The organism is Streptomyces sp. NPDC111516, from assembly GCF_055635345.1.
Genome location: NZ_JBVKBV010000009.1, coordinates 73029 through 97898, shown reverse-complemented (window position 1 = coordinate 97898; position 24870 = coordinate 73029). Strand labels below are relative to the sequence as shown.

Here is a 24870-nt window from a genome sequence, read left to right as displayed (position 1 = left end):
ATCGGACCTCCTCAGCCCTGGTACTGGACGACGATCTTGGTGAAGTCGTACGGGGCCTGGGACACCCCGCTGCAGGCGTCCGCGTCGCCCCCGGAGCCGCAGGCACGGTCGCGGTTGACGGACCAGAAGGCGTACCGCGCGATGTGGTGCTGCTGCGCGTAGCCGAGGATGGTTCTGAAGTCGGTGGTGGTGACCGTCTCGTCCGACTCGTCGGTCTTCCCGTTCATCGAGGAGACCCCGATGTGCCGGTACGCGGCGCCGTCGCTGTACCCGTAGGCGCTTTTGACGGCGGCTTTCAGACCGTCGAGTGCGCTGACCGTGGCCGCGCCCATGGTGCCGGTGTGTCCGCCGAAGTCGAAGGGCATGATGACCCAGCCGTCGTTGTCGAGCCCGGCGGCTGCACCTCGTTTGATGAGGTCCTTGCCGTTGGTGTCGGGGCCGGTCGGGGTGGTCCCCATGGTCACGTACGTCACGATGCCCGGGTTCTTGGTCTTGACGATCTTCAGGGCGTCGACCACCCGCTGCCGCACGGTGCCTTTGGAGAACTCGGTGTCCTCGATGTCGATGTCCAGCGCCTTGAGGTGGTAGGCGTTGATCACCTTCTGGTAGGCCCCGGCGAGCGCGGAGGCGCTGGAACACTTCTCGCCGAGCTTGTTGCCGCTCCAGCCGCCCGCCGACACGACGATGTCGCCGCCCGCCGCCCGGATGGAGTCGATGGCTGCCTGGTCCGAGCCGCCGGTCAGCGCCCGGTCACCGTCCCACTTCGGGTTGCAGGAGCCGTCCGAGAGGATGAAGGCGAGGGTGAACCACTTCACGCCCGTCGCCGCCATCACATCGGTCGGCTTCTGTGGGTTTCCCCAGCCCAGGTACTCGTAGGGGGCCGCCGCCATCGCTCCGGGGCCCGCGGCCACCGTGGCGGCGGACGGGGAGCCGGCACCCGGGCCGCCTGCCTCCGAAGCGGCGGAGGCATTGGGGATCTGGGCGAGCAGGGGCAGAAACAGACAGCTGAGTCCGGCGAGGACGGCCACGGAACGGCGTGGGGGGCGGTCAGCGTGCACGGGTGCTCCCTTCAGAGCAACGTTAGGAAAGGTTCCTAACCATCACTGCATGGGATTCCCTGGAGAACGATCTGTCAATGCTTCGCGCGGGCCCAAATATCCATGCCCGTACGTGAGTTCGCAGAATTTCGGACACCTCGGGCACGGAGCGGCGGCATCGGGAGCACGATCGGGGCGGGACCGGGTGAGGCCGACGCCCGGTCAGGGCGCCTCCGGGACCGACCGGCAGCGGCCGCCCCGGACACCGGGACGGCGGGGAATGCACGGCACACGCTGATCGTTGACCATGAGAATCCCAACCGACAACGTAAGGATCGACCGCTCGTGAGCAAGGTCCCCTCCATCACCCTCAACAACGGCGTCGAGATGCCGCAGCTCGGTTTCGGTGTCTGGCAGGTGCCTGACGACGAGGCCGCGAAGGCGGTCGCGACAGCCATCGAGTCCGGGTACCGGAGCATCGACACCGCCGCGATCTACGAGAACGAGGAGGGCACCGGCAGGGCCGTCGCGGCCTCCGGTGTCGCCCGCGAAGAGCTCTTCGTCACAACAAAGCTGTGGAACGCCGATCAAGGCTACGACTCCACCCTGCGTGCCTTCGACACCTCGCTCGACAAGCTGGGTCTGGAGTACGTCGATCTGTATCTCATCCACTGGCCCGTGCCGGCCAAGGACGCGTATCTCGACACGTACAAGGCCTTCGAGAAGATCTACTCCGAGGGCCGCGCGAAGGCCATCGGTGTCTCGAACTTCCTCCCGGAGCACCTGGAGCGCCTGCTCGGCGAGACCTCCGTGGCCCCGGTGATCAACCAGATCGAGCTCCACCCGCAGCTCCAGCAGGCCGAGTCGCGCGCGTTCCACGCCAAGCACGGCATCGCGACGGAGGCCTGGTCGCCGCTGGGCCAGGGCAAGGGGCTCCTGGAGGTGCCGACGGTCGTCGCGATCGCCCGGAAGCACGGCCGCACACCGGCTCAGGTGGTGCTCCGCTGGCACATCCAGACCGGCAATGTGGTGATCCCGAAGTCGGTGACGCCGTCCCGGATCGTGGAGAACCTCGATGTGTTCGGCTTCGAGCTGGACGCCGACGACCTGGCCGCGTTCGCCGCGCTGGACGAGGGCAAGCGACTCGGCCCGAACCCGGGTGAGTTCAACCTCGGCGCCTGAGCTTTCGGGGCCGTGCCGCCCGAGCCGTCACCCACTTGGACCAAGGGCCGTCGTCAGGTGTCTCCGAGCACCGCGGGGTTCCTCGATCGCCGGTATCCCGGCCGTACGGCCGGGATACCTGACAGCCGGGACGTGGGCGGCGTCTGCCGCGCCGGGGCCACGTTCTGCCGCCCGGTCGCTGCGCCCCAACCGAGGGCCGCAGGCCGAGAACGAATCCGGAAGCCGAATCCCGGTACCGAAGCCCGGAAGTCGAATCCCGGAACCGGAACCGGAACCCGAAAGGAACCGGAACCGGAGCCCGGTAGCCGCGCGCGGCGCGGCTGTTCCGATCGGCTGGCAGTGGCTCGCCGTCCGGCTTTAGTATGGCTTGGCAGGTGATTGGGTTTGTCAGTCGTCGTTCAGGTGTGGGCATCCGACCGGGTCGCTCCGATCGGATGCCCTGGCTGGAGCCCCGGCCCGATTCCGGCGGGCCGGGGTTCTACGTCAACCGAGTGACTCGGTCACCAGTCTCGGTCACCGCGGTCACGGTCACCACGGTCGCGGTCTCCGTCGAAGTGGCGCTCGATCACCCGGAAGCTGCCCACCACTCCGTTCTTGACCTTCACGCCGCCCCTGACGCGCCCCGGGAACACTCCGTCGCTGGAGCTGTGGGGTCCGACGGTGGCGATGGGGGCGCCGTTGTCGCAGGTGGCCCCGCGGAAGACCTCGACGGTCCGGCGGCTGTCGTTGCGGATGTTGAGACTCGTAGCGCCGAGGCCGCTGATCACGACCATGCAGCCGCCCGGCTCGGCGGAGTACGTCCGCTCGTTGATGTGGATGCGGCCCTCGAAGTACTCACGACCCTCGAAGTGCTCACGACCCTCGTAGCGCTCCCGACCCTCGCCGTAACCACGGCCCTCGTTGCCCTTGCCCTCGTTGCCCTTGCCGGCGTCGCCGCCGTCGAGAGCCGAAACGGGAGCGGCCTGCTGGACGGCCGGGGCAGCCTGGAACGGCTCGGAGGTGGCGGCCGAGGCGTAGGTGATGCCGGTGGCGGCCATGGCCGCAGCGGCCGCGACGGCGGCGGTAACGATGGCGGAACGGGTAACCATGTCGCTTCTCCTGTCTCAGAGAGGGTCGGCTGAGCAGTCGACCCGTGGATGAACGTACTGACGGCCCCCATACCTGTCATATCGGACACGTCGAAGGTCGACGCCTGCACGCCGATCGAGGTACATAAAGTACGCCATATGCTATTTCCATATAATTAGATGAGACGCCAATTGACCTTATTTGTGGGCGAATTGATCTGCCATTAGCCTGTCCAGGGGACTTTCTGATGCCCACTCACCCTGGCGGCAGCGTGTCTTCTATGGACACGGTCGGGGCAGCGGCCGCGGGCCGTGAATGCCGGTGATCCACGGCCCCGTCCGCGCTTGGCCGCCACGGGGCCCGCAGCGCGTTCCACGGCGGCGGGTACGGGCAGCCCGACGAACGCACCGGCCCGCCCGGCCCCGCGGTGTCCCCGGAACCTGGCGGGTCGGCACGGGTCAGCCCGTAAAGGTCAGCCCCGTCGGCCCAGGTGCACCGTGCGCGCCATGAGCAGGAAGACATCGGGGCGGTGACGCAGTCCGGCCGGATCCTCGGGGTCGAGGAGCCGGTCCAGTACGGCGATGTCCTCGGCCGAGAGCGCCTCTTCGAACATCTCGCGCCGACGGGTGAACTCCGCGATGACATGGTCGCGCCCGGGCTGATAGAGCGGTGCCGGGAGGTCGAGCAGGAAACTGCGGGTCCCCTGCGGGTCCAGCCCCACCGCGGTGAGCAGGGCGTTCCAGTCCTCGGTCTCCCGCTTGGTGCCGGGCAGCGACGCCCGCATGTCCTCGAACCAGTCCGCGGTGATCGCGTCGAGCCTGGCCTCCAGGCCGGGCCGCCCCATGCCGATGTCGCGCGGCAGCTGGCGGGGTGGCAGACCGCCCTCGACCAGGGCAATGGTCCCCCCGGGGCGCAGCAGGGCGGCGAACCCGGCGAGGACGGCGCGCTGGTCACCCATGTGATGCAGAGCGTTGCCCACCCAGATCAGATCCGCCTCCCCCAACTCGTCGAGGTCCTCGGGGATCTCGGCCTGCTGGGTCCGTACACGGTCTCCGAGACCGAGCTGCTGGGCACGGGCCGGGGTGCGTTCCAGAAGGGCCGGGGTGCCGTCGACGGCGACGACATCGGCCTCGGGGAACACCTCGGCGAGCAGACAGGAGATCACGCCGGGGCCACTGCCGATGTCGAGCACCCTGCGCACGTTCGGGGCCGTGAGCAGGGCGGCGGTCCAGCGTGCCGCCTCCTCGTACTGCGGGCGGCTGAGCTCGGCGTTCTGCTCCAGCAGCGGGCCCATGACGTCCCAGTCGAATTCGGTGGTGTCGTGGTGGTGCACGTGGGTGTGGTCGTTGTGCCGTTGGCCGTGGGTGGTGGTGTGCCGATGACCGTCGCTGTGCTGGCTCATGGGGACAGCCTCACCACACATCGGCGTTTCTGGCGAGATTTGTTGCCGGTTCGACAACCCGCCGTGCCGATACAGCGAACGCCACTGCGGGGAACGTGCCGGCCGACGGATTCGGTGTCGCGCTGTGGCACGCCACCGCACGGCGGCGGCATGCCCGTTCGCCCGGCTATCTCACGCCGTGCCCGGGGGCGATCGCCACCACTCGCGCGGCCAGGTTCAGGTCGTTCTCGGTGACCACACCACCGGCGTCATGGGTGTTCACGGACAGGTTGACGGTGTTGTATCCGAGGGTCAGATCGGAGTGGTGGTTCAGCTCGTCCTGGATCTGGGCGATGTGCACGGTCAGCCCCAGAGCGGCGAAATGCGTGTGGAGCCGATAGGTGCAGGTGATCCGGTCTCCCTCCAGCGACCAGCCGGGCAGATCACCCAGACGGTCCTCGATCTCCTTCTGTGACAATGGTGCGGCGGGCATGCTGGGACTCCCTCACGAGCGATCGGTTCCGGTCGACGGTGCCGGTGACGTTACGGTCTGGGTATGACAACTGTCGCGCTTGACACGGGGGTAGGGCCGCTGCTGCGCAGCTGGCGGGAGCAGCGTCGGATCAGCCAGCTGGAGCTGGCGCTCCGGGCCGATTCCTCGGCCCGGCACATTTCCTTCGTCGAGACCGGCCGCTCCCGGCCCAGCGAGGACATGATCCTGCGGCTGGCCGAGCACCTCGACATCCCGGTCAGGGAACGCAACGCTCTGCTGGTGGTGGCCGGTTACGCGCCCCGCTACGCACAGACCGCGCTCGACGACCCGGCGTTCGGCGCGCTGCGCGAGGGGATGGAGCGGCTGCTCCAGGGGTACGACCCGTACCCGGCGCTCGTCGTCGACGGCATGTACAACGTCGTGGCGGCCAATCGGGGTATCACCATGCTGCTGGAGGGCGTGGCCGGGCATCTGCTGGCGCCGCCGCTGAACGCCATGCGGCTCACCCTCCATCCGGAGGGCCTGGCTCCGCGCATCCGTAATCTCCGGGAGTGGCGGGCCGATCTGCTGGCACAGATGGATCGCCAGATCGCCCTGGCCCGGTCGGCGGCGCTGCGTGAGCTGTACGAGGAGGTCGCCGGCTATCCCGCACCCGGAGGTACGGACCGGGCCGACGGCGCCGGGCCGACCGGGGGCGGCGACGGGGCGATCGACAGGTCCGGCCCCACGTCGCCGCTGCCTTTCGCGTTGCCGTTGCACATCGAGCACGGCGGACAGGTGCTCTCGTTCGTCTCCTCCATCGCGACGTTCAATACGCCGATGGATGTGACGGTGGCCGAGCTGGCCATCGAGACGTTCCTGCCTGCCGACCGGGCCACCGCCGACCATCTGCGGTCCCTCACTTCCTGACGATCGGGCGGACCCAGGGGGCGTCGGCGCGGGCCAGGACGATCGCGGCCGTGGTCACGGCGGCCAGGAGCGCCAGGGCGAGCAGCAGCGGAAGTCTCGGGTGCCCGTGCAGTACGGCCATGGCTCCGACGAGCGCGCCGGTCATCATGGCGGCGGCCGAGAGCACCCGTCGTCCGGCCCTGCTGCCGCCTCCGCCCGCGAACCGGCTGTCGGAGAGGATGCCGGTGATGGTCAGCGTCAGCACCGTGGTGGTGAGGTCGGGGACCGCCAGTGCACGGGACACGGCGTTCTGCAGCCCGAGGCCGAGTCCGAGCAGGGCGATGAGCGCGAAACGGACCCCGCCGACGTACGGATGTCCGGACATCAGAGTGACGAGCACCGCGGCCAGGACACAGGTGGTCTCGACGAGGAGTGCGTACATCAGCATCCGGCCGCGATGCGTCGGGGCGTGGTGCACGATCAGGCCGCCGAGCAGCGCCCCCACCGCGAACGCGGCGAGTGCGACGAGCGAGGCGGCGAGTGAGAATCCGGGGGCTCCGGCGATCGCGAAGCCGAAGAAGACCACATTGCCGGTCATGTTCGCGACGAAGACCCGGCCGAGTTCCAGGTAGCTGACCGCGTCGACCAGTCCCGTCACGACAGTCAGGGCGAGCATCAGGGGAGGCAGCGGTCCGTGCCGGTCGTTCATGTCCGGTACGACGGTGGACCAAGCCTCACGCAGCACGACGGGCACGGGCATGGTCACGGGTCGGCTCCGATCACACGTGGGTGCTCGGAATTGTGCCGTCCCGGGCGCACGGAACGCCACGACCGACGCATGTCGCCCCCGCCCTGAAGGAGGAGCCCGGCTTCCTTCAGGGCGGGGCGTCGTACGTTCCGGAGCGGCTATACGCGTGCTCCGTTGTCGAGCGGATCCCGGCGCGCCGCCTTCGTGCCGGACCGGCGCCTGGGAGCGCGCTTCCGGGCGGGCGGCGGGGCCTTGCTGCTCCGTTCGAGGACGAGTGCGGCCGGTACGGCGGTCATCACCGAGGAGTAGGTGCCGACACAGATGCCGATCAGCAGGGCGAGCGCGAAGTCCGCGAGGGAGTCGCCGCCCAGCACCGCGAGTGCGGTCAGGATGAAGAGAGCGCCCATTCCTGTGTTGATCGTTCTGGGCACGGTCTGGAGAACGGCCCGGTTGGCAACCGTGGCGACGGGTACGCGGCGGGCCTTCGCCCACAGTTCCCGTACCCGGTCGAAGACCACCACGGAGTCGTTGACGGAGTATCCGATGACGGTGAGGAGTGCGGCCAGGAAGATGCCGTCGACGGTGCGTCCGAGCCAGGCGAAGGCGCCGACCACGATGATGACGTCGTGGACCAGCGCCCCGACCGCGCCCACGGCGAAAGTCCAGCGGAACCGGATCGCCAGATAGGCCAGCTGTACGAGGACGGCGATGGCGAGCGCGATCAGGGCGTTGCGCCGGAGCTCGTCACCGAGGCTGGGGCCGATGAGTTCGTCACGGACCTTGGTGGTCTCGCCGCCCTCCTTCGCGAGGGCGGCGCGCATGGCGTGTTCACCGTCGTTGTCGAGCTTTCCGGTACGTACGGAGAGATCGCCCGCACCCGCGGTGGTGACCTCCGCGTCGCCGAAGCCCGCGTCGGCCAGGGCGGTGCGAGCCCGCTCCACCTCGACGGGCCTGCTGGTCGAGTACTCGACGAGCCGGCCGCCGGTGAATTCGACGCCCAGGTTGACGCCTCGTACGACGATACCGAGGACGGCGACGGCGACCAGTGCCGCGGAGACCAGCAGCCAGCGGCGCGGGAACCGCATCAGCTGGGGATCACGGCGGGTCAGCCAGGTACGTACCCGGCCGAGGGAGGCAATGCCGTTGATGCCCCGGTAGTCGCTGACGAATCGTGAGCGTGCGGCGATCTCGGTGAGTGCGCGGGCGATGACGAGTGCGGAGAACATCGACGCCAGCACACCGATGGCGAGCGTGACACCGAAGCCCTTCACCGGCCCGGAGCCGAGGAAGAAGAGCAGTCCGGCCGCGATCAGCGTCGTGACGTTGGAGTCGGCGACGGCGCTCCAGGCGCCTCGGAATCCGGCGGTCAGCGAGGAGCGCAGCGTGCGACCCGGGTGTTGCGCGTATTCCTCTCTGGCCCGTTCGAAGACCAGCACGTTCGCGTCGACCGCCATCCCGATGGCCAGGACGAATCCGGCGAGGCCGGGCAGCGTGAGCGTGACGCCGAGGGCGACCAGGGCCGCGTAGGAGATCAGTCCGTAGGCGGCGAGCGCGACGGCGGCCAGTGCGCCGAAGAGCCGGTAGACGATGATGATGAAGAGTGCGGTGGCCGCGGCGCCGATGAGGGCGGCCCGGGCACTGGCGTCGATGGCCGCGGCGCCGAGCGTCGGGCCGACGGTCCGCTGCTCGACGATCTCGACGGGGAGCGGCAGGGCGCCGCCCTTGATGAGCAGGGCCAGTTCGCGGGCCTCGTCGGCGCTGAAGGAGCCGGTGATCTGGGTGGAACCGGACGGCAGACCGACGTTGCAGCCGACCGAGGGGGAGACCTGCGGCGAGGAGATGATCTGCTGGTCGAGGACGATGGCTACGCGGCGCCGGTCGTCCTGGACCGGGTTGCAGGCCGCTTCGCCGGTCAGCCGGGTCCAGTCCCCGCCCGCCTTCTTGTGGAAGTCGAGGGAGACGGTCCAGCCGGCGCCCTGCTGGGCATCGAACACCGCGGTGGCGTCCTTGACGCCCGCGCCGGAGAGCCTGCTCGGGCCGAGGGCGAGAGGACGGCCCTGTTCGTCGGGGAGCGTCAGCCCGCCGCCGGCCTTGTCGTCCGCCTTGTCGTCCGCCTTGTCGTCGTTCTGGGTGCCGGGGCCCTGGACTGCGTGGAAGCTGAGCTGGGCGGTTCTGCCGATGACTTCGGCGGCCTTGCGCGGGTCCTGGACGTCGGGGAGTTCGACGATGATCCGGTCCTCACCGGAGCGGGTCAGGGTGGGTTCGGCGACGCCGAGGGAGTCGATGCGCTGGCGGAGCACCTCAAGGGTGCGGTCGGTGCTCTCGCGGTCCGCTTTCGCGGTGTCGGAGTCCTTGGCCTGGAGCACCATTCTGGTGCCGCCCTGCAGGTCGAGGCCGAGTCTGGGTGACATGGTCAGCGTGATGAGCACGGAGACGAGCAGGACGGCCGCAGCCAGAACCGCTCGCACCGTGGTGGCGCGAGTCATGGGTTTCCTCCGAGGGGGCGCCGGGCGCCCTCACCTCGGCGAGGACGGAACGGCGTGCGTGTGGGACGGGATCGGTGGCAGGACCGATGGCCGGTGAACGGCCGTCCCCGGAGGCCCGCGTACGCCGGGGAGCGCGACGCGGAAACGGTCGGTGGCACGAGAGGGCGCGGCGGGTGTTTGTCGGTGCGCGTGGTGCGGTACGCGGATGCCCGGTACGCCGGGCAGCAGGATGTCGGGTCCGGGCGGCGGGAGATGGTGCGCGGTGCGGGCTTGGTCGGCCCCGGCCCTGGGCCGGGGCGCCGGCGTCGGCACCGGGCGGTGGCCGTCGGTCGCCGTGGCCGTGCGGATGTGGGTGCGGCGGGTGTCGTGGGCGGTGCCGGTGCGGGCGGTCCGGTCGCTGTGCAGGGTCGGCTGATGGGCTCCTGGTGAGGACGCGGCGGAGGGCGGCACACCGGCGAACGGCCGGGCGGGGAGGGAGGATCCGGCGGCTGCGGGGGCGCCGCCGATGACGGTGAGCACGGCGAGCAGGACGGCGACGACCAGGCCCTGTCCTGCCTGCCGGACCTCCTGCGCGCGGCCGCGCGGAGCCGAGGTGGCCGGTCGTGGCCTCGGGGGCACGTTCCCCGGGGGCGGCCCCGGGAGTGGGGTCACCGCTCTCGGCCGGGCTGGGCCGGTGCCGTACCGGCAGTCTCCTGCCGGGCCGGTGCCTCGCAGGCCCGGCGGAGCACGGAGCTGAGGATCAGCCCGGCGCCGCGTACGACCGTGGTCGCCGGGTCGTCCGCGAGACGCACCGGAACGCCTAGGCGGACCGCGATCCGGTCGGTGATGTCGGGGCTGGCGGCGCCGCCCCCGGCGAGCAACGGGCCCTTGCGCAGGGCCCCCAGGACGGCGCCGTGCCGGTCCTGCTTCCACATCTCCGTCACCATGTCCAGGACGGTGCGGACGACCGCGGTGGGGGGCTCGGAGGGCTCGAGGTCGCTCAGTCCCGTCTCGGCCTGGCGCGCGTCACGGACCAGTCCGTCGACGAGTAGCGTCGCCTCGGTCAGCTCGGCGCCGATGTCGACGACGAGCAGTGGGCCGCCGTCCTGCGGCCCGGCGCACGCGGCGGCGGCGCGCGCGCTGTCCAGGGCGATGATGCTCACCGGCCCGAGTGCGGCGATCAGTTCCATTGCCGCGGCGCGGTGCTCGGCCCCGGCGAGGACGGGGTGGCTGAGGACGATCACGGTGTCGGTGCGGTCCGCGCCCAGGGCCGTATCGGCGATACGGCCGAGCATCCTGCCGCAGGACACGGGGTCGACGATGCGTCCCCGCCGGACCGGGCGGCCCTGCCCCGGCTCGGCACCGAAGTCGCCGCACGCCTCGGTGTCGGCGATGACGCCGTGTCCCGGCATCCAGGCGCGGGTCCGCGAACTGCCCAGGTCGAGGGCGAGACCGCGGGTGAGGCCGCGGTACTCCCGGCGGACGGACCGGCCGAGTCGAGGTCCGTCGTGCGACGAGTGCATCCGCCCCTCCTCCCCCTGCACGCCACGGTGGCCGTTCACCTGTCCATGGCCCCGCTGATAGCGAGGCATGGCCGAGCCCTCACTATGCAATAGGAAGGCAAAGAAAGCCACTCCCAGGCAAAATCCAAGGGCTCGGGCGTTGCGAGGTCTCCTTGGTGCCTCACACCTCCGACGGCAGGTATCCGGCGATCAGTTCGGCGAACTCGTCCGGTGCGGCGATCCGGATGCCGAGGTCCTCCGCCTTGGTGCGCTTGGATCCGGCCTTCTCCCCGGCGACCAGGAGCGTGGTGCGCTTGGAGACGCTGGACGAGGACTTCCCGCCGGCCCGCTCGATCAGTTCGTTCATCTGATTCCGGGAGAGCTTCTCCAGTACGCCGGTCATCGCCCCCGTCACCACCACGGTCATCCCGTCCAGCGGCAGCCCCGCAGCCCTCTCGCCGTCCGTGGCAGCGGCCGCTTCCGCGCCTTCCTCGCCGGGTGCGGGCGGCGGCGTCGCGCCGGGCTCCGTCATGTTGACCCCGGCGGCCACCAGCTTCTCGATCAGCGGGGCCAGCTCCACCAGCTCCGCGACGACACCCGCCGCCTTCTCCTTACCGATCCCGTCGACCCGTTGGAGCGCCTCGGCGTCGGCAGCCCTGATCCGGTCCATGTCCGCGAAGTACCGGGCGATACGGCGTGACATGGAGCGCCCGGTGCCGCGTACCCCCAGCGCGCAGAAGACCCTGGAGAGCGGTTGGGTCCGTGCCGTTTCGATGGCGGCGAGGAGGTTGTCGGTGCTGGTCTCGCCCATGCGTTCCAGGCCGAGCAACTGTTCCCGGTCGAGGGTGAAGAGGTCGGCGAAGTCGGCGACCAGGCCGGCGTCGACGAGCTGGACGACCCGGGTGGCGCCGAGGCCCTCGATGTCGAGCTGGTCACGGCCCGCCGCGTACGAGATGGAGGCGACGAGACGGCAATCGCGCCCCCGGACACAGCGCCAGCGCTGCTCGCTGGTGTCGATCTCGGAGCCGCACTGCGGGCACACCTCGGGGAAGACGACGGGCTGCTCCTCACCGGTCCGCAGATGGGCGACCGGCGCCTCGATACGGGGGATGATGTCGCCCGCCTTGTAGACCATCACCCGGTCGCCCAGCCGCAGATCGCGGCGGGTGATGTCGGCCGGGTTGTGCAGTGTGGCATAGCTGACGGTCGAGCCGTCGATCTCGACCGGTTCGAGTACGGCGCGCGGCGCGATGATGCCGGTCCTGCCGACGTTCCACTCGACGTCGAGGAGCCGGGTGACCTTCTCCACGGCGGGAAGCTTGTAGGCGATGGCCCAGCGCGGCGCCCTGGTCCCGGAACCGGCCTCCCGCTGGTCGGCTGCGAGGTCGGCCTTGATCACGATGCCGTCGATACCGAACGGCAACGAGGCACGCAGCACCGCTATGTCCTCGATCCGGCTCTGCACCTCCTCGACGGTGGTGACGGCGCGCGGTGCCACGTCCGTGTCCGCCGCGGTGTGGACGCCGAGCCCGGCGACGTACCCCAGGACCTCGCTGTGCGGGAGTTCGGCGAGGGCGTCGGTCAGTTCGCCGGTCTCGGGGAGCGGCAGGGCACCGTAGGCGAAGAATGTCATCTCCACCGTGTACGCGCGGTCCTTGGCCCGGAGTGTGCCCGCCGCGCCGTTCCTCGGGTTGGCGAAGGGGGCGCCGCCGTGCTCGGTGCGCACGGTGTTGGCCTGCTCGAACTGCTCGTTCGTCATGAGGATCTCGCCGCGCACCTCGATCGTCACCGGCTCGGCGAGCTGCTCGGGGAGGCCGGCCACGGTGCCGATCGCGTGCGAGACGTCCTCGCCGGCGGTGCCGTCGCCCCGGGTGATCAGCCGCTCCAGACGGCCCGCCCGGTAGCGGGCGGCGACAGCCAGGCCGTCGAGCTTCGGCTCCACGCTCCACGCGGCGACGGGTCTGCCGATCCGGCGCTCCAGCGACGCCGTCCAGGTGGCGAACTGCTCGGCCGAGAAGACATTGTCCAGGGACAGCATCGGCACCGTGTGCGGCACGTCGCCGCCCGCGGCGCCGCCCGCCACCTTGCCGGTCGGGGACGTCTCCAGCACCTCCTGCGGGTGCTCCTGCTCGTATGCGGCGATCCCCCGCACCAGCCGGTCGTACGCATCGTCGTCGAGCGTGCTCTCGCCCGTGGCGTAGTACGCGGCGGCGGCCTGCGACGCGTCTTCGACCGCGGCGGCGTAGGCGGCGGTATCGGCGAGCACAACAGCTGAGTTCGTCATGTCCCCCATCCTGCCGCCCACCACTGACAATGCCCTCTGAGCAAGGACGACGGCCCTCAGCCGGCCGCCTGAACCGTTCCGGCCGCCTCGTCGGCGTCACCCACCGCGCCGGGCGCCGCCAGCGGGATCTGCGGCCCCGAGCACTCCCGCAGCCACCGCCGCAGCACCCCGTGCACCTGCTCGGCCCCCACCAGCTCCGTACCCTCCGCCACCGGCGCCGACAGTTCCGCCGGCCACAGCAGGAACGGCCGGGACTGCTCGCCGCCCAGACCGCCGTGCGAGCCGATCTGCTCCTCGAACGCGTGCACACCGCCCGTGTCCTCGTCGTACATCGAGTTCACCATGATGTCGGCGACGTGCGGGAAGGTGTCCGTGCGGCGCACCGCAGCCGCCGCGCCCGGGCCGAAGGACGCCAGCGGCCCGTGCCCGTCCTTCAGTTCCGACACCGGGACCTCGACGCCCCCGCGGCCCAGGACGACCGATCCGTACCGTTCGCTGCGGACCAGCAGAAAGCCGATGCCGGGGTGGTTGGCGAGGGTGCCGAGCAGTGCGGGACGGCTCCGGTCGAGCTGTTCGCGCGAGGCGCGTCCCTCGATGTCCGGGAAGGAGATCAGGCCGAGGTTGCCGGAGGCGAGGACGACCGGGTCGGACGGCTTCTCGCGGTGTTCCGCCTCGCCCTCCTCGACCGGCCGGCGGTGCAGGTCGATCCGTACCGCGTCACGCGCCTCCGAAACGCTGCGGGTGCGCTGCGCCCGACGGGGCACGGGCAGTCCGCAGCCCGCCCGCACCAGGTCCTTGAGCGTCAGCCCGTACGCCCCCGCGAACGTCTCCCCGGGGCTCTGTCCGTGGTCGGAGAGCAGCACGATCCGGTAGGTGCGCGGGGTGTGTTCGGCGACCTTCCCGATCAGGGCCAGCGAGCGGTCCAGGCGCGCGAGCACCTTCTCCGCGTCGCGGCTGTGCGGTCCGGAGTGGTGCGCCACCTCGTCGTACGCGACCAGGTCGGCGTAGACGGCGGTGCGTCCGGCGAACATGTCCCCCATGACGGCGGCGACGACCACATCACGTTCGACGACGGTCGCGAAGGCCCGGATGAAGGGGTAGAACCCGCCACGTTTGATCCGGGGCGTGTCCTTCCGTATCCACGCCCGGGTCGACTGGCCGATCTCGCGGCAGACCTCTGCGACGAACGACAGCGCGGTGCGTACGGCGTTGGCCGGATCGGAGAAGTAGGCGAAATACCCCGACCTGGAACGGCGGCCCTTGCCGAGCCGGGCCGCCATGGACAGGACGAGCGCCAGCTGATCGGCGCCGCCGCTGAAGAGGTTGCCGCGGCTGGCGCCGTCGACCGTGAGCAGCCCCGTGTCGTGGGTGCGGGCGATGGCCCGGCGCTGGAGCTCGAGGGCGCTCGCGGGGCGGCTGGAGACCATGACGTCGCCGGTCTCCTTCTCGTACCAGCGGAAGGCGGGGACGTCGTGGTTGCTGCCGTGCAGGATGCCGAGCTGGCTGGCGCCGGTCTGGCTGGACCAGTCGGTGCGCCAGGGGGTGAGCCGATGGCCCTCCTCGTCCGCGAGCCAGTGCGCGACGGTCGGCATCAGGTCGGAGCCGGCAGCGCGGACGAGCACGTCGTGGCCGACGCCGTCGAGCTGGATGAACACGGTGCCGGGCGGTCCGCTGCGCCCGCTGTCGGCACCGCTGCGCCGTCTGCGGCGGTCGGCGAGCCGGGAGAGGCGGCGCCGGTAGGCGTTGTCGTCGCGGACGGCGAGCGCCGTGGAGGTCGCGGAGGCGACGGCGGACATCACGGCCGCGACGACGACCGCGGTCTCCGGGTTGGCGGCACCGCGCCCGTCCGGTATGAGCCGCAGGGCGAGCAGCAGCAGCGAACCGTTCAGGAAGAAGACGAGCATCCCGAGGACGAGTGCGGGCACGATGAGCAGTGCCCGTACCAGGACGGGCCAGACCAGGGCGGAGAGCAGACCGAACGCTCCGGCGCCCCAGGCCGCGGTGAACGCGGTCTTGGTGATGCTGTCGCCGTTGTCCGACTGGAGCTGGAAGTCCGGCAGAATCCCGGCGAGTGCCAGCATCGTGAGCGTCGAGACCGCCCAGACCACAATCACTCGCATCAGGGCGTTGCCTGCTGTTCGCCATCGCCCGTCACCCACGCCGTTCCCACCTCACATCCGGATCCCGTCGTTCCGGGCCCTGGCCCCCCAGCCTTTCACAGCGCGGCCGCGGGCCGTCGGCGACCGCGGTCGGGGGGACCGTCAGCAGCCGTCGTATCCGGCGGTCGGCATCGAGAGCCTGCGGTGCACGCTCGCCTTCGTACGGGCGCTGTACGGCGGCTCGTCGAGTCCCGCGATCTCCAGCCGTACGCCGCGCCGCTCGCACTCCGCGGCGAACTCCGGCACGGAGGTCAGGGCCCGCGCCAGCACCCGGTCGTTGGCGGCGACGAACACCTCGACTTCGCCGCTCTCGACGTCCGTCCACAGGGCGTGGTGGTCGGGGCGCAGTCCGTAGAAACGCAGCTGCCGGGTGACGACGTACCCCTTGTCGGCGGCCCAGCGGGCGCACATGTCGTGCTGGCTGCGGGTGTCCACAAGGAACGGATCGCTGTCGAGTTCCTCGAGCGGCGTGAGACTGGCGATGGCCGCCACCCGTACGTCCAATTACGTCCCCCATGGCCGTTCCCCCGTGCTGGGCGTACCGGCGACCCTACCCGTCCGGCTCCCGCGCAAGAAGGCGCGTGCCGGGACCGGAGGAGCGAGGGGGCGCGCGGCGTAAGGACACGGAACGCCACGTGCGCCCCCGTCCCGTACCCTCGCCCAACGGCTGCGCCGCTCCGGTTCGCCGGCCGGCACCGGGTCACCCGTTCCGGTCGCGGCACTAGGCTCGATGCCAGGGCCGGACCGAGGAGCCCGGAACCAAGGAACCCGGGAACGAGGAGGCACCGCGTGCCGGTGGAAGTCACCTGGTGGGGTCATGCCACCTGCACGATCGAGGACTCCGGGGTCCGCGTGCTGACCGATCCGCTCTTCGTACGGCGCTTCGCGCATCTGCGCCGACGCCGCGGCGAGCTGCCCGGCCCCGAGGCCGCGGTCGCCGATGTCGTGATCGTCTCGCATCTGCACTCCGACCATCTGCATCTGCCGTCGCTGGCCCGGCTCGCGCCCGGCAGCCGGCTGATCGTGCCAACGGGTGCGGTGCACTCCGTGCCGGGGCTGCGGGTACTGCGCTCGGTGCGCGGGCTGCGGATCACCGAGGTCTCTCCGGGCGACGTGGTCCGGGTCGGCGAGGTCCGGGTCCGGGCCGTTCCCGCGCTGCACGACGGCAGACGGCTGCCGGTGGGCCCGCACCGCTCCCCCGCGCTCGGCTATGTGGTCGAGGGCGAGGCGCGGACGTACTTCGCCGGCGACACCGGGCTCTTCGACGACATGGCCCGGGCCGTCGGTCCGGTGGATGTGGCGCTGTTGCCGGTGGGCGGCTGGGGTCCGTATCTGGGCCACAGCCATCTGGACGCGGGCCGGGCCGCGCAGGCGCTGACCCGGCTGGCTCCCCGGTCGGCCGTGCCGGTGCATTACGGCACGTACTGGCCGATCGGCATGGACGGAGTCAGGCCGCACGAGTTCCACTCGCCGGGTGACGAGTTCGTCCGCAAGGCGGCGCTGCTGGCGCCGGAGGTGGCGGTGCACCGGCTGTCGCACGGCGAACACGTGCGGCCGGAGGCCGCCCGGTGATCCAGGATGTCGTGAGACAGCTGCCCACGGAGTCGACGCAGCAGGCGGTCGGCTACCCGTCCCTGTTTCTGCTGGTGGCGCTGGGCTCGCTGGTGCCGGTGGTGCCGACGGGCGCTCTGGTGAGTTCGGCCGCCGTGGTGGCGCTGCATCAGTCGTCGCCGTTCTCGCTGCTGATCGTCTTCGGGGTGGCGTCGGCCGCGGCGTTCCTCGGTGACATCTGTCTGTACTGGCTCGGGCAGCGCGGGGTGCGGTCGAGGAACGGTTCGAGGTGGCTGCGGGCGATCAGCGACCGGGCCGCTCCGGAGCGGCTGGCGCAGGCGCAGCGGAAACTGGACGAGCACGGTGCGGTGGTGCTCGTGCTGTCGAGGCTGGTACCGGCGGGCCGGATTCCGGTGATGCTGGCCTGTCTGCTGGGCCGGACACCGCTGCGCCGATTCGCCCGCGGGGATGTGCCGGCCTGTCTGGCGTGGGCGGCGACGTACCAGCTGATCGGCATTCTGGGCGGTTCGCTCTTCCCCGAACCGTGGCAGGGTGTGGTCGCGGCGGTGGCTCTGACGCTGCTGATCAGCGGGGCTCCCGCGGTGTGGCGCAGGGTGCGGGCACGGTTCAGCCACTGACCGTGCGGGGTACCGGGTCGAGCAGGCGGGAGCCGCCGATCGGCAGGTCCCAGAGCCGTGTCCGGGGGTGTCCGGCCCGCTGCCAGGCGGTACGCAGCCGGGCCAGCGGTTCCAGTACGGGCTCCGCGGAGAGCAGGAAGGTCGCCCAGTGCATCGGCGCCATCGCGCGGGCGCCGAGGTCCTCGTAAGCCTGCACGGCCTCCTCCGGATCGGTGTGTACGTCACGGAGCCACCAGCGCGGTTCGTACGCCCCGATCGGCATCAGGGTCAGGTCGATGCCGGGGTACCGGCGGCCGATCTCGCCGAACCAGTGCCCGTACCCGCTGTCCCCCGCGAAGTGGATCCGCTGCCCGTCGCTGCCCGCGGTGCCGATGATCCAGCCTCCCCACAGGGAGCGGCAGGTGTCGGTGAGGGTCCGCTTGGACCAGTGGTGGGCGGGCACGAAGTCGAAGCGGACGCCGTCCAGCTGGGCCGATTCCCACCAGTCGAGTTCGGTGACACAGGTGAAGCGGCGACGGCGGCACCAGTGGCCGAGTCCGGCGGGGACGAACAGCGGGGTGTTCCGGGGCAGCCGGCGCAGGGTGGGGGCGTCGAGGTGGTCGTAGTGGTTGTGGCTGATGACGACGGCGTCTACGGGCGGCAGGTCTTCCCAGCGGACGCCGACCGGAGTGATCCTGGCCGGGGTGCCGAGGATGCGCCGGGACCAGACGGGGTCGGTGAGGACGGTGAGCCCGCCGGTGCGGACGATCCAGCTGGCGTGCCCGGCCCAGGTGATGGAGGTGGCGCCGGCGGGGGTGACGGGCAGGGATTCGGGGGCGTACGGGAGCCGGTGGATGCCGCGCAGCCCTTCCGGGCTGGGCCGCAGGGTGCGTTCACGGGCCAGGCGGGACATGCTCATGACACCCGGGAGCGGCCCGGTGAGCCGGTCGGCGAAGGTTCTGGGCCAGAGCCGGACCTCGCCGAGCGGACGCGGTTCGACGACCTCGCCGCGAGAGACCTGGTGCGGGTGCGCGGCCCCGGTGCGGGAGCGCTCGGTCCGTTCCGTCATCGAGAGACTCCCGTCTCGCTGTTCCTCATCGGAGTTCGTCGAGTGCCGTCCCGAAAATGCTCAGGGCTTCGGCCACATGCGGCAATTCGAGGGGCTCCACAGCGGTGAGGGACTCCATCTGCTGTTCCGGGGTCGACCCGAGCAGCGTCCCGGTGCCCAGCCGTACGCGCAGCGCCCCCAGTTCGTCGCCGAACCGGTGGCCGCCCGGCGTCGGTGCTCCGAGACGTTCCGTCAGGTACTCCTCCAGCTCCAGGGAGTCCGTGACACCGCGGTTCGCCAGCCGCGACCGGAGCGGCCCGAGGTCGACGTACAGATGGCGCCCCGCCTGCGGGGGCCTGGCCAGCGCGCCCGAGGCGAGCACCGCCCGGTGGGCCGCCGCGGCGACCTTCGCCTGGAGCTCGGCGGCCCGGCGAACCCGTTCGGTGACGGAATCCGGTTCACGCAGCGCGTGGGCGGCGGCCATGGCGACGGGTCCCGCGACAAGCGCGCCGAGCGCGGTGAGGATGTCGAGGGTACGGGCATGGCGCGCCGACGCCCGCTCGGTGTCCGGGAACCGGGCGACCGCGACCGGCCAGGCGGACGGGGTCAGCGCACCGGCGAGATCGCTGACGACCGTGACGTCGTCGGGGCACATCTCGGCCGGACTGAGCAGGACCGTGTCGTGCGGCCGGTGCAGGGTGTCGCGCCAGGTCTCGTCGCTGACGATGTGCATCCCCTCGGCGACCGCGGCCTCACAGGCCTCGCTCACGAGTTCCGGCGGGGCGACGGTGGCGGTCGGGTCGTCGACGACGGAGATCAGCAGCAGCCGGGGCCGCCCGCCCTCGGCGCGCACCCGGCGCACGGTCTCCAGCAGCGCGTACGGATCCGGCACGCCGCCGCACTCGGCCGGGGTCGGCACGTGGTAGGCGGGCCGGCCCAACAGCCGGGCCTGCGGGATCCAGGTGGCCGTACAGGGGCGAGGCATGAGCACGTCACCACCGTGCGCGGCGATCAGTGCGAGCAGCAGCGGCGACGCGCCCGGGGCGGCGACGACGTGCTCCGGGCCGCCGTGCAGTCCGCGCCGCGCCCAGTAGGCGGTCGCGGCCTCGCGCAGGGCGTCGCCGCCGCCGGTCGGTTCGGGTTCGCCGCGTCCGGCCGCGGCGGCGAGCACCTCGGCCAGTTCGGGCAGGACGGGCAGACCGGGATCGGGGGCCGGCGGCCCGTACCGGACCGGGCCGCGGTCCTCCCGTACGGAACGCGCCCCGCCCCCGCCCAGCTGTCCGCGCCCCGCCAGTCCGGTCCGCCCGGTCCGCTTCCGCGCCATCGAGCCTCCTTCGCCGCCGCCCGTCGCCCTGTCCCGTGCGTCTCGCACGCAGTGCCCTTTATACGAGGGTTCGACCGACGGCGCCCGCCCGGCGGAGCCGTCACCGGTGCCGGCCGAGGGCGCCGGCTCAGCCCGCGAAGGCCGTCCCGGGCATCCCGTGGCCCGCGTCCGGCAGCACCAGCAGCGAACCGGACAACGGGTGCGGGGCGGCGAGGCCCGTGCGGGCCGTGGAGATGTAGAGGTCGCGCAGGTCCGCACCGCCGAACGCGCAGGCGGTCGGGCGTTGTACCGGAAGTCCGATGACGCGGTCCAGGGAGCCGTCGGCCGTATAGCGGCGCACCGCGGCACCGTCCCACAGGGCGACCCAGACGGCCCCGTCGGCGTCGACCGTCAGCCCGTCGGGGAACCCCGCACCCTCCTCGACGGTGGCGAACGGGCGCCGGTTCACGGCGTGTTCGCCGTCGAAGTCGAAGACGTCGATGCGGCGCGTGGGCGTGTCGATGAAGTACATCAGCCGCTCGTCCGGGCTCCACCCGATGCCGTTGCCGCAGGCCACGACGGGCAGCACCGGCGTGACCGTGCCGTCGGGTGCGACGCGGGCGAGGCTGCCGCCGGTCTCCGCGCCGTCGTAGCGCATGGTGCCCGCCCACAGCGCACCGTCCGGCGCGACCGCCGCGTCGTTGCCACGGCGTCCGGGCTCGGGGTCGTGGACCAGCCAGCGGAAGGCGCCGTCGGGGCCGTACAGGCCGATGCCGTCACGCAGATGGACCACGAGCCCGCCACCGGATCGCGGTTTGGCCGCTCCGACGTGCTGTTCAGTGGCCATGACCGTACGACGGCCGGTCACCGGCTCGTAGGTGTGCACGCGGGCGGCGACGATGTCCACCCAGATCAGCCGGCCGGTGACCGGGTCCCAGGTCGGGCCCTCGCCGAGCTCGGCCTGCTCGCGTACGGCCACGTCCAGGTCTGTGCCACTCAATGTCTCTGCCCCTCGAAGTCTCTGCCCCTCGCGGTGTCCCAGTCGGCCGGAGAGCGCCTCGGTACCGTCGGCCGCGAGGCCCACCGGCTCCTTCTCGCGCTCCTGGGTCCGGCGGATCACCGGAATCACGCACTCAGCGTAGACGCGTGACCACGGCCTCGGCCCAGTGGCTGTGCGATGCCGGGGCCCCGGGTGGGGGGTGACAGCTTTCATATACCAAGACGCGTATCTCAATATTCGACATGGGCGCGTACGGTGTCGCTGACGATCAGCCCTTCGCGCGGCTCGCGTTCGGGCTCCGCGCCCCGAGGAAGGATCCACCGCCATGCCGAAAGAGACCGCCGTCTACACCCACGGCCACCACGAGTCGGTACTGCGCTCGCACCGCCGGCGCACCGCCGCCAATTCCGCCGCGTATCTGATCGACGAACTCCGCCCCGGCATGACCGTGCTGGACGTCGGCTGCGGACCCGGCACCATCACCGCGGACCTGGCCGCGCTGGTCGCCCCCGGCCGGGTGGCCGCCGTCGACACCACCGGGGAGATCCTCGCCCGGGCTGCCGAGGTCGCGGCCGAACGCGGCCTGGAAAACGTCGAGTTCACCACCGCGGACGTGCACGCTCTGGACTTCCCCGACGACTCCTTCGATGTCGTCCATGCCCATCAGGTGCTCCAGCACGTGGGCGACCCGGTGCAGGCGCTGCGCGAGATGCGGCGCGTCTGCCGCCCCGATGGCATCGTCGCGGCCCGCGACAGCGACTACGCGGCGATGGCCTGGTATCCGGAGGTGCCGGGCATGGACGTCTGGCTGGAGCTGTACCGCCGGGTCGCCCGCGCCAACGGGGGCGAGCCGGACGCGGGCCGGCGGCTGCTGTCCTGGGCGCGGCAGGCCGGCTTCACCGACATCACCCCGACCGCCGCCAACTGGTGCTTCGCCACTCCGGAGAGCCGCGCCTGGTGGAGCGGCCTGTGGGCGGACCGTACGGTCGGCTCGGTGTACGCGGAGCAGGCCGTGTCCGGCGGCCATGCGAGCGCCGGGGAGCTGACCTCGATCGCCGCGGCCTGGCACGCGTGGGGCACGCGGGACGACGCCTGGTTCACGGTCCCGCACGGCGAGGTGCTCTGCCGGGCCTGAGCGCCGCCAACTACCCTTGTGCGCATGGACATTATGGGAACCACGCTGCGCATCTGCGTCGACGACCTGGAGGCCGCGGTGGCCTTCTACGAGGACCTCACAGCCAGTTCCGCGCTGCGCTTCGAGCGCGGCGGAGTCTCGGTCGCCGCGATCAGCTGCTTCCTGCTGATGAGCGGCCCGGAGTCGGAGCTGGAGATCCTGCGCAAGGTGACGGCGACGATTGCGGTCAAGGATGTCGACGAGGCCCACGCCTCCCTCACCCGCGTCGGCGCCCGGATCCTCGCGGGTCCGGTACCGACGCCGGTGGGCCGCAATCTGATCGCGGTGCATCCGGACGGCTCGGTCTTCGAGTACGTCGACCGGACCCCGGCCGGCTGAGCCGCGGGCTCCCCTCCCGGCGGATCGGACCCGCGGCCGTCCGGCCCGTGCCGCTGGAGATGGGCGCGGGCCGGACGGCCGTCGGCGTCACGTCCTGGGACGCATCCGGTAGTTGTACGTGTCCGGCAGTGGATCGTCGGTGAGCTCGGCCCAGACTTCGTCCAGGATCTCCGCTCCCTCGCGTAGATCCGCGACCTCGAAGCCCTCGTCGAAGATGGCCCGGGCGGTGGCGCGGTCACCCTCGGCGATCAGCAGTCGGGCCTCCAACAGGCGGAAACGACCGCGCTGTTGAACCGCCGGAAGCAGGCCGTCCCACACCGTCCGGGCAGCCGCGGGACGCCCCGCCGCCAGCATTGCCTCCATCGCCTCGCGGCCGAGCGCCGTCGTGGCGGACGTCCAGGCGTCATCACCGCCTTCACCATCGCCCTCGCCGTCGGGGCGTTGCGCACCCAGGTCGTCGAACGCCTCGGCGTAGAGGTCGGCGGCCCGGTCCCCCTGTCCGCTCTCCTCGGCGGCGACGGCGAGGCAGCGCAACAGCGGCCACCGGGACGGGGCGAGGGCCAGTCCGCGTTCCCAGCTGCGGACCGCCTGGGCGCGGTCGCCGACGTGCCACTGGGCGACACCGAGGTGGTATTCGGTGAGGGGTTCGGCGGCGGCCGTCTCCAGCATGTCGCGCCAGTGCGGCGAGACCAGGGAGGGGCCGGGCGGGGCCGCCCGGCGGGGTTCGGCGAAGGTGCCCTGGTCCAGCAACTCCAGCCAGAGTTCCTGTTGTTCACCCAGGGTGGACTCGGCGAACGGAGTGCCGGGGAGCCGGTACTTTCCGCGCCGGACTTCCAGGGCGCCCCAGCCGGAGCCGGTGGCGAGGGACTCGCCGGGCTCGGTGTCGGCGCAGGGGCGCCAGGCGGCGTACGCGGCGTCGACATCGGCGCGTGGCAGCACCTCGGCGAGCCGTCGCTCCGTCTCGGCGCGGGCTGCCGCCCAGTCCTCGCCGTGCACGGCCCCGGGGTCCGCGGAAAGCGGTCCGTACGACTCCAGCCAGCTGAACTCGGCACCCGGTTCGAGCGGAATGTGTTCCAGCTGAGTACGGGCGAGTCCGGCCTGGATCTCGGCGTAGCCGACGGTGCCGGGCTCGCTGAGCCACTCCTGCCAGCGCCGCCCGGCCGGGCCGCTGCCCCACAGGAACAGCTTCCGGCCCCGCAGCAGATCGGTCGACGTCTGGACGAGTCCGTGCCCGTCCTCGTCGAGGGAGGCGATCCAGCGGCGCGCGCCGTCCGGCACCTCGTAGAAGTAGTCGGCGGGGAAGTCGCCGCGCAGCGGGTACGTACGGTCGACGGAGCCCGACTCGGGGACCGGGACCCGGGTCAGGGTGCGCTGGTAACCGAAGTGCCACGCCTCGTCGGCCGGGGCCAGGACGCGGGTGCGTTCGCCCTCGGGCACGGCGATGTTGGACCACCAGTAGACGGGTGCGGTGTACTCGTGCGGATTGCGTATCCGTACGCCGACGTGCAGGAAATCGGAGTCCTCGGGCAGCCACAGGTCCACCTGGAACGGCAGGTCGCGCAGCCGCTCCCACTCCCAGAGGCGGACCATGTCACCACCGTCGGGTGCGGCCACCCGGGCCGCGTGCACCGGGGCACAGTTCCAGCGGCGCGCGCCGTCCGGCACCTCGTAGAAGTAGTCGGCGGGGAAGTCGCCGCGCAGCGGGTACGTACGGTCGACGGAGCCCGACTCGGGGACCGGGACCCGGGTCAGGGTGCGCTGGTAACCGAAGTGCCACGCCTCGTCGGCCGGGGCCAGGACGCGGGTGCGTTCGCCCTCGGGCACGGCGATGTTGGACCACCAGTAGACGGGTGCGGTGTACTCGTGCGGATTGCGTATCCGTACGCCGACGTGCAGGAAATCGGAGTCCTCGGGCAGCCACAGGTCCACCTGGAACGGCAGGTCGCGCAGCCGCTCCCACTCCCAGAGGCGGACCATGTCACCACCGTCGGGTGCGGCCACCCGGGCCGCGTGCACCGGGGCACAGGACAGCGTGGTGTGGCCCGTGGCGCCGATGTTCCACTCGATGCCGCCGGAGAACCAGGCGCCGTTGAGCGCGAAGTCGGCGGGCTGCAGCACGGGGTTGGTGTAGAGGAGTTCGCGGCCGGTCGGCTTGTGGTGGAGGGAGTGGACGCGGCCGCCGAGCCCGGGCAGGACAGTGACCCGCAGCCGGGCGTTCTCGATGATGATCGCGTCGAGTCCGGTGGGGACGCGCTCGCGCCCGTAGCCGTCGAGGATGCGCACCGGCAGCACGGTGGCCAGCGGTTCGAAGCCGATCTGGCGTGCCATGTCACGTGGCAGTCGGGCCCGGTCGCGGTCGTCGACGACATGCATCTCGTCGAGCGGCCGCAGTGCGGGCAGCGGGTTCTCCGGGCCCAGTGGTGCGGCGGGCAGAGTCAGTACGGCACGTCGTACGGTCGTGGCCAAGGCAACCTCGCTCCCTCGCGCGGGCCGCCGCAGGTCCGGGCGCCCCCCGATGACCATGGAACACGCTGGACAGCGGCCCGGCCAGGGGCGTTGCCGTCAGACTTCGGCAAAAGACCGAAAGATCACGGGAGCGGCGCCGGAGGCCGCCGCCCCGGAGCCTCGTAT

General features: G+C 71.5%; 21 protein-coding genes. 6 read left to right on the top strand and 15 right to left on the bottom strand.

Going from position 1 to position 24870, the window contains the following annotated elements; all coding sequences use genetic code 11:
* Positions 1-11: 11 nt before the first annotated feature.
* Positions 12-1058, bottom strand: coding sequence for a chitinase (locus ACZ7L9_RS19220; protein ID WP_471416336.1), 1047 nt, complete (start codon positions 1056-1058; stop codon positions 12-14).
* 324 nt (positions 1059-1382) lie between these two features.
* On the opposite strand from ACZ7L9_RS19220, the gene ACZ7L9_RS19215 reads away from it, so the two are divergent.
* Positions 1383-2219, top strand: coding sequence for an aldo/keto reductase (locus ACZ7L9_RS19215; RefSeq protein ID WP_471416335.1), 837 nt, complete (start codon positions 1383-1385; stop codon positions 2217-2219).
* Positions 2220-2719: 500 nt separating this feature from the next.
* Here the strand turns inward: ACZ7L9_RS19215 and ACZ7L9_RS19210 are convergent, their stop codons facing one another.
* From ACZ7L9_RS19210 to ACZ7L9_RS19200, 3 genes are all read right to left on the bottom strand, one after another.
* Positions 2720-3307 carry a hypothetical protein gene (locus ACZ7L9_RS19210; protein WP_471416334.1) on the bottom strand — a complete coding sequence of 196 codons (588 nt, stop codon included), beginning with the start codon at positions 3305-3307 and terminating at the stop codon, positions 2720-2722.
* A gap of 452 nt (positions 3308-3759) precedes the next feature.
* On the bottom strand, positions 3760-4689 hold the full coding sequence (locus ACZ7L9_RS19205) for a class I SAM-dependent methyltransferase (RefSeq protein WP_471416333.1): 930 nt from the start codon (positions 4687-4689) through the stop codon (positions 3760-3762).
* 166 nt (positions 4690-4855) lie between these two features.
* Complete coding sequence (locus ACZ7L9_RS19200) at positions 4856-5161, bottom strand: 4a-hydroxytetrahydrobiopterin dehydratase (RefSeq protein WP_471416332.1); 306 nt, start codon at positions 5159-5161, stop codon at positions 4856-4858.
* Positions 5162-5224: 63 nt separating this feature from the next.
* Here ACZ7L9_RS19200 and ACZ7L9_RS19195 point away from each other — a divergent pair, with 63 nt between their 5' ends.
* Positions 5225-6070 carry a helix-turn-helix domain-containing protein gene (locus tag ACZ7L9_RS19195; protein WP_471416331.1) on the top strand — a complete coding sequence of 282 codons (846 nt, stop codon included), beginning with the start codon at positions 5225-5227 and terminating at the stop codon, positions 6068-6070.
* On the opposite strand, the gene ACZ7L9_RS19190 is transcribed toward ACZ7L9_RS19195, so the two are convergent.
* The 7 genes from ACZ7L9_RS19190 to ACZ7L9_RS19160 all read right to left on the bottom strand — a co-directional run bounded on the left by ACZ7L9_RS19190 (position 6060) and on the right by ACZ7L9_RS19160 (position 15711).
* Positions 6060-6803, bottom strand: coding sequence for a YoaK family protein (locus ACZ7L9_RS19190; RefSeq protein WP_471416536.1), 744 nt, complete (start codon positions 6801-6803; stop codon positions 6060-6062). The genes ACZ7L9_RS19195 and ACZ7L9_RS19190 overlap by 11 nt on opposite strands.
* Before the next feature lie 152 nt (positions 6804-6955).
* Positions 6956-9283 carry a protein translocase subunit SecD gene (gene secD / locus ACZ7L9_RS19185; protein WP_471416330.1) on the bottom strand — a complete coding sequence of 776 codons (2328 nt, stop codon included), beginning with the start codon at positions 9281-9283 and terminating at the stop codon, positions 6956-6958.
* Positions 9284-9313: 30 nt separating this feature from the next.
* Positions 9314-9901: a hypothetical protein gene (locus tag ACZ7L9_RS19180; protein WP_471416329.1), complete on the bottom strand. Its 588-nt coding sequence runs from the start codon at positions 9899-9901 to the stop codon at positions 9314-9316.
* 29 nt (positions 9902-9930) lie between these two features.
* Positions 9931-10785 carry a rod shape-determining protein gene (locus ACZ7L9_RS19175; protein ID WP_471416328.1) on the bottom strand — a complete coding sequence of 285 codons (855 nt, stop codon included), beginning with the start codon at positions 10783-10785 and terminating at the stop codon, positions 9931-9933.
* Positions 10786-10945: 160 nt separating this feature from the next.
* Complete coding sequence (gene ligA / locus ACZ7L9_RS19170; RefSeq protein ID WP_471416327.1) at positions 10946-13057, bottom strand: NAD-dependent DNA ligase LigA; 2112 nt, start codon at positions 13055-13057, stop codon at positions 10946-10948.
* A gap of 47 nt (positions 13058-13104) precedes the next feature.
* Positions 13105-15207 (bottom strand): phage holin family protein, encoded by a 2103-nt coding sequence (locus ACZ7L9_RS19165; protein WP_471416326.1) that lies wholly within the window; start codon positions 15205-15207, stop codon positions 13105-13107.
* A 102-nt stretch (positions 15208-15309) separates the two neighbouring features.
* On the bottom strand, positions 15310-15711 hold the full coding sequence (locus ACZ7L9_RS19160; protein ID WP_471416325.1) for a recombinase family protein: 402 nt from the start codon (positions 15709-15711) through the stop codon (positions 15310-15312).
* Positions 15712-15996: 285 nt separating this feature from the next.
* Here ACZ7L9_RS19160 and ACZ7L9_RS19155 point away from each other — a divergent pair, with 285 nt between their 5' ends.
* Together ACZ7L9_RS19155 and ACZ7L9_RS19150 are read left to right on the top strand one after the other, a co-directional pair.
* The gene (locus ACZ7L9_RS19155; RefSeq protein WP_471416324.1) at positions 15997-16779 is read left to right on the top strand and encodes an MBL fold metallo-hydrolase; all 783 of its coding nucleotides are present in this window, start codon (positions 15997-15999) and stop codon (positions 16777-16779) included.
* Positions 16776-17396 carry a DedA family protein gene (locus ACZ7L9_RS19150; RefSeq protein ID WP_471416323.1) on the top strand — a complete coding sequence of 207 codons (621 nt, stop codon included), beginning with the start codon at positions 16776-16778 and terminating at the stop codon, positions 17394-17396. The genes ACZ7L9_RS19155 and ACZ7L9_RS19150 overlap by 4 nt, the downstream gene beginning before the upstream one ends.
* Here ACZ7L9_RS19150 and ACZ7L9_RS19145 read toward each other — a convergent pair.
* The 3 genes from ACZ7L9_RS19145 to ACZ7L9_RS19135 form a co-directional block, all read right to left on the bottom strand.
* Positions 17386-18444 carry an MBL fold metallo-hydrolase gene (locus tag ACZ7L9_RS19145; RefSeq protein WP_471416322.1) on the bottom strand — a complete coding sequence of 353 codons (1059 nt, stop codon included), beginning with the start codon at positions 18442-18444 and terminating at the stop codon, positions 17386-17388. The genes ACZ7L9_RS19150 and ACZ7L9_RS19145 overlap by 11 nt on opposite strands.
* Before the next feature lie 25 nt (positions 18445-18469).
* Positions 18470-19747: an aminotransferase class I/II-fold pyridoxal phosphate-dependent enzyme gene (locus ACZ7L9_RS19140; protein ID WP_471416321.1), complete on the bottom strand. Its 1278-nt coding sequence runs from the start codon at positions 19745-19747 to the stop codon at positions 18470-18472.
* A 127-nt stretch (positions 19748-19874) separates the two neighbouring features.
* The gene (locus ACZ7L9_RS19135; RefSeq protein ID WP_471416534.1) at positions 19875-20726 is read right to left on the bottom strand and encodes an SMP-30/gluconolactonase/LRE family protein; all 852 of its coding nucleotides are present in this window, start codon (positions 20724-20726) and stop codon (positions 19875-19877) included.
* Between the two features lie 325 nt (positions 20727-21051).
* Between ACZ7L9_RS19135 and ACZ7L9_RS19130 the strand changes: the two genes are divergently transcribed.
* Positions 21052-21861 (top strand): methyltransferase domain-containing protein, encoded by an 810-nt coding sequence (locus ACZ7L9_RS19130; protein WP_471416320.1) that lies wholly within the window; start codon positions 21052-21054, stop codon positions 21859-21861.
* 24 nt (positions 21862-21885) lie between these two features.
* Positions 21886-22239 (top strand): VOC family protein, encoded by a 354-nt coding sequence (locus tag ACZ7L9_RS19125; protein ID WP_471416319.1) that lies wholly within the window; start codon positions 21886-21888, stop codon positions 22237-22239.
* 87 nt (positions 22240-22326) lie between these two features.
* Here ACZ7L9_RS19125 and ACZ7L9_RS19120 read toward each other — a convergent pair whose 3' ends face one another.
* On the bottom strand, positions 22327-24705 hold the full coding sequence (locus ACZ7L9_RS19120; protein ID WP_471416318.1) for a DUF5107 domain-containing protein: 2379 nt from the start codon (positions 24703-24705) through the stop codon (positions 22327-22329).
* Positions 24706-24870 lie beyond the last annotated feature (165 nt).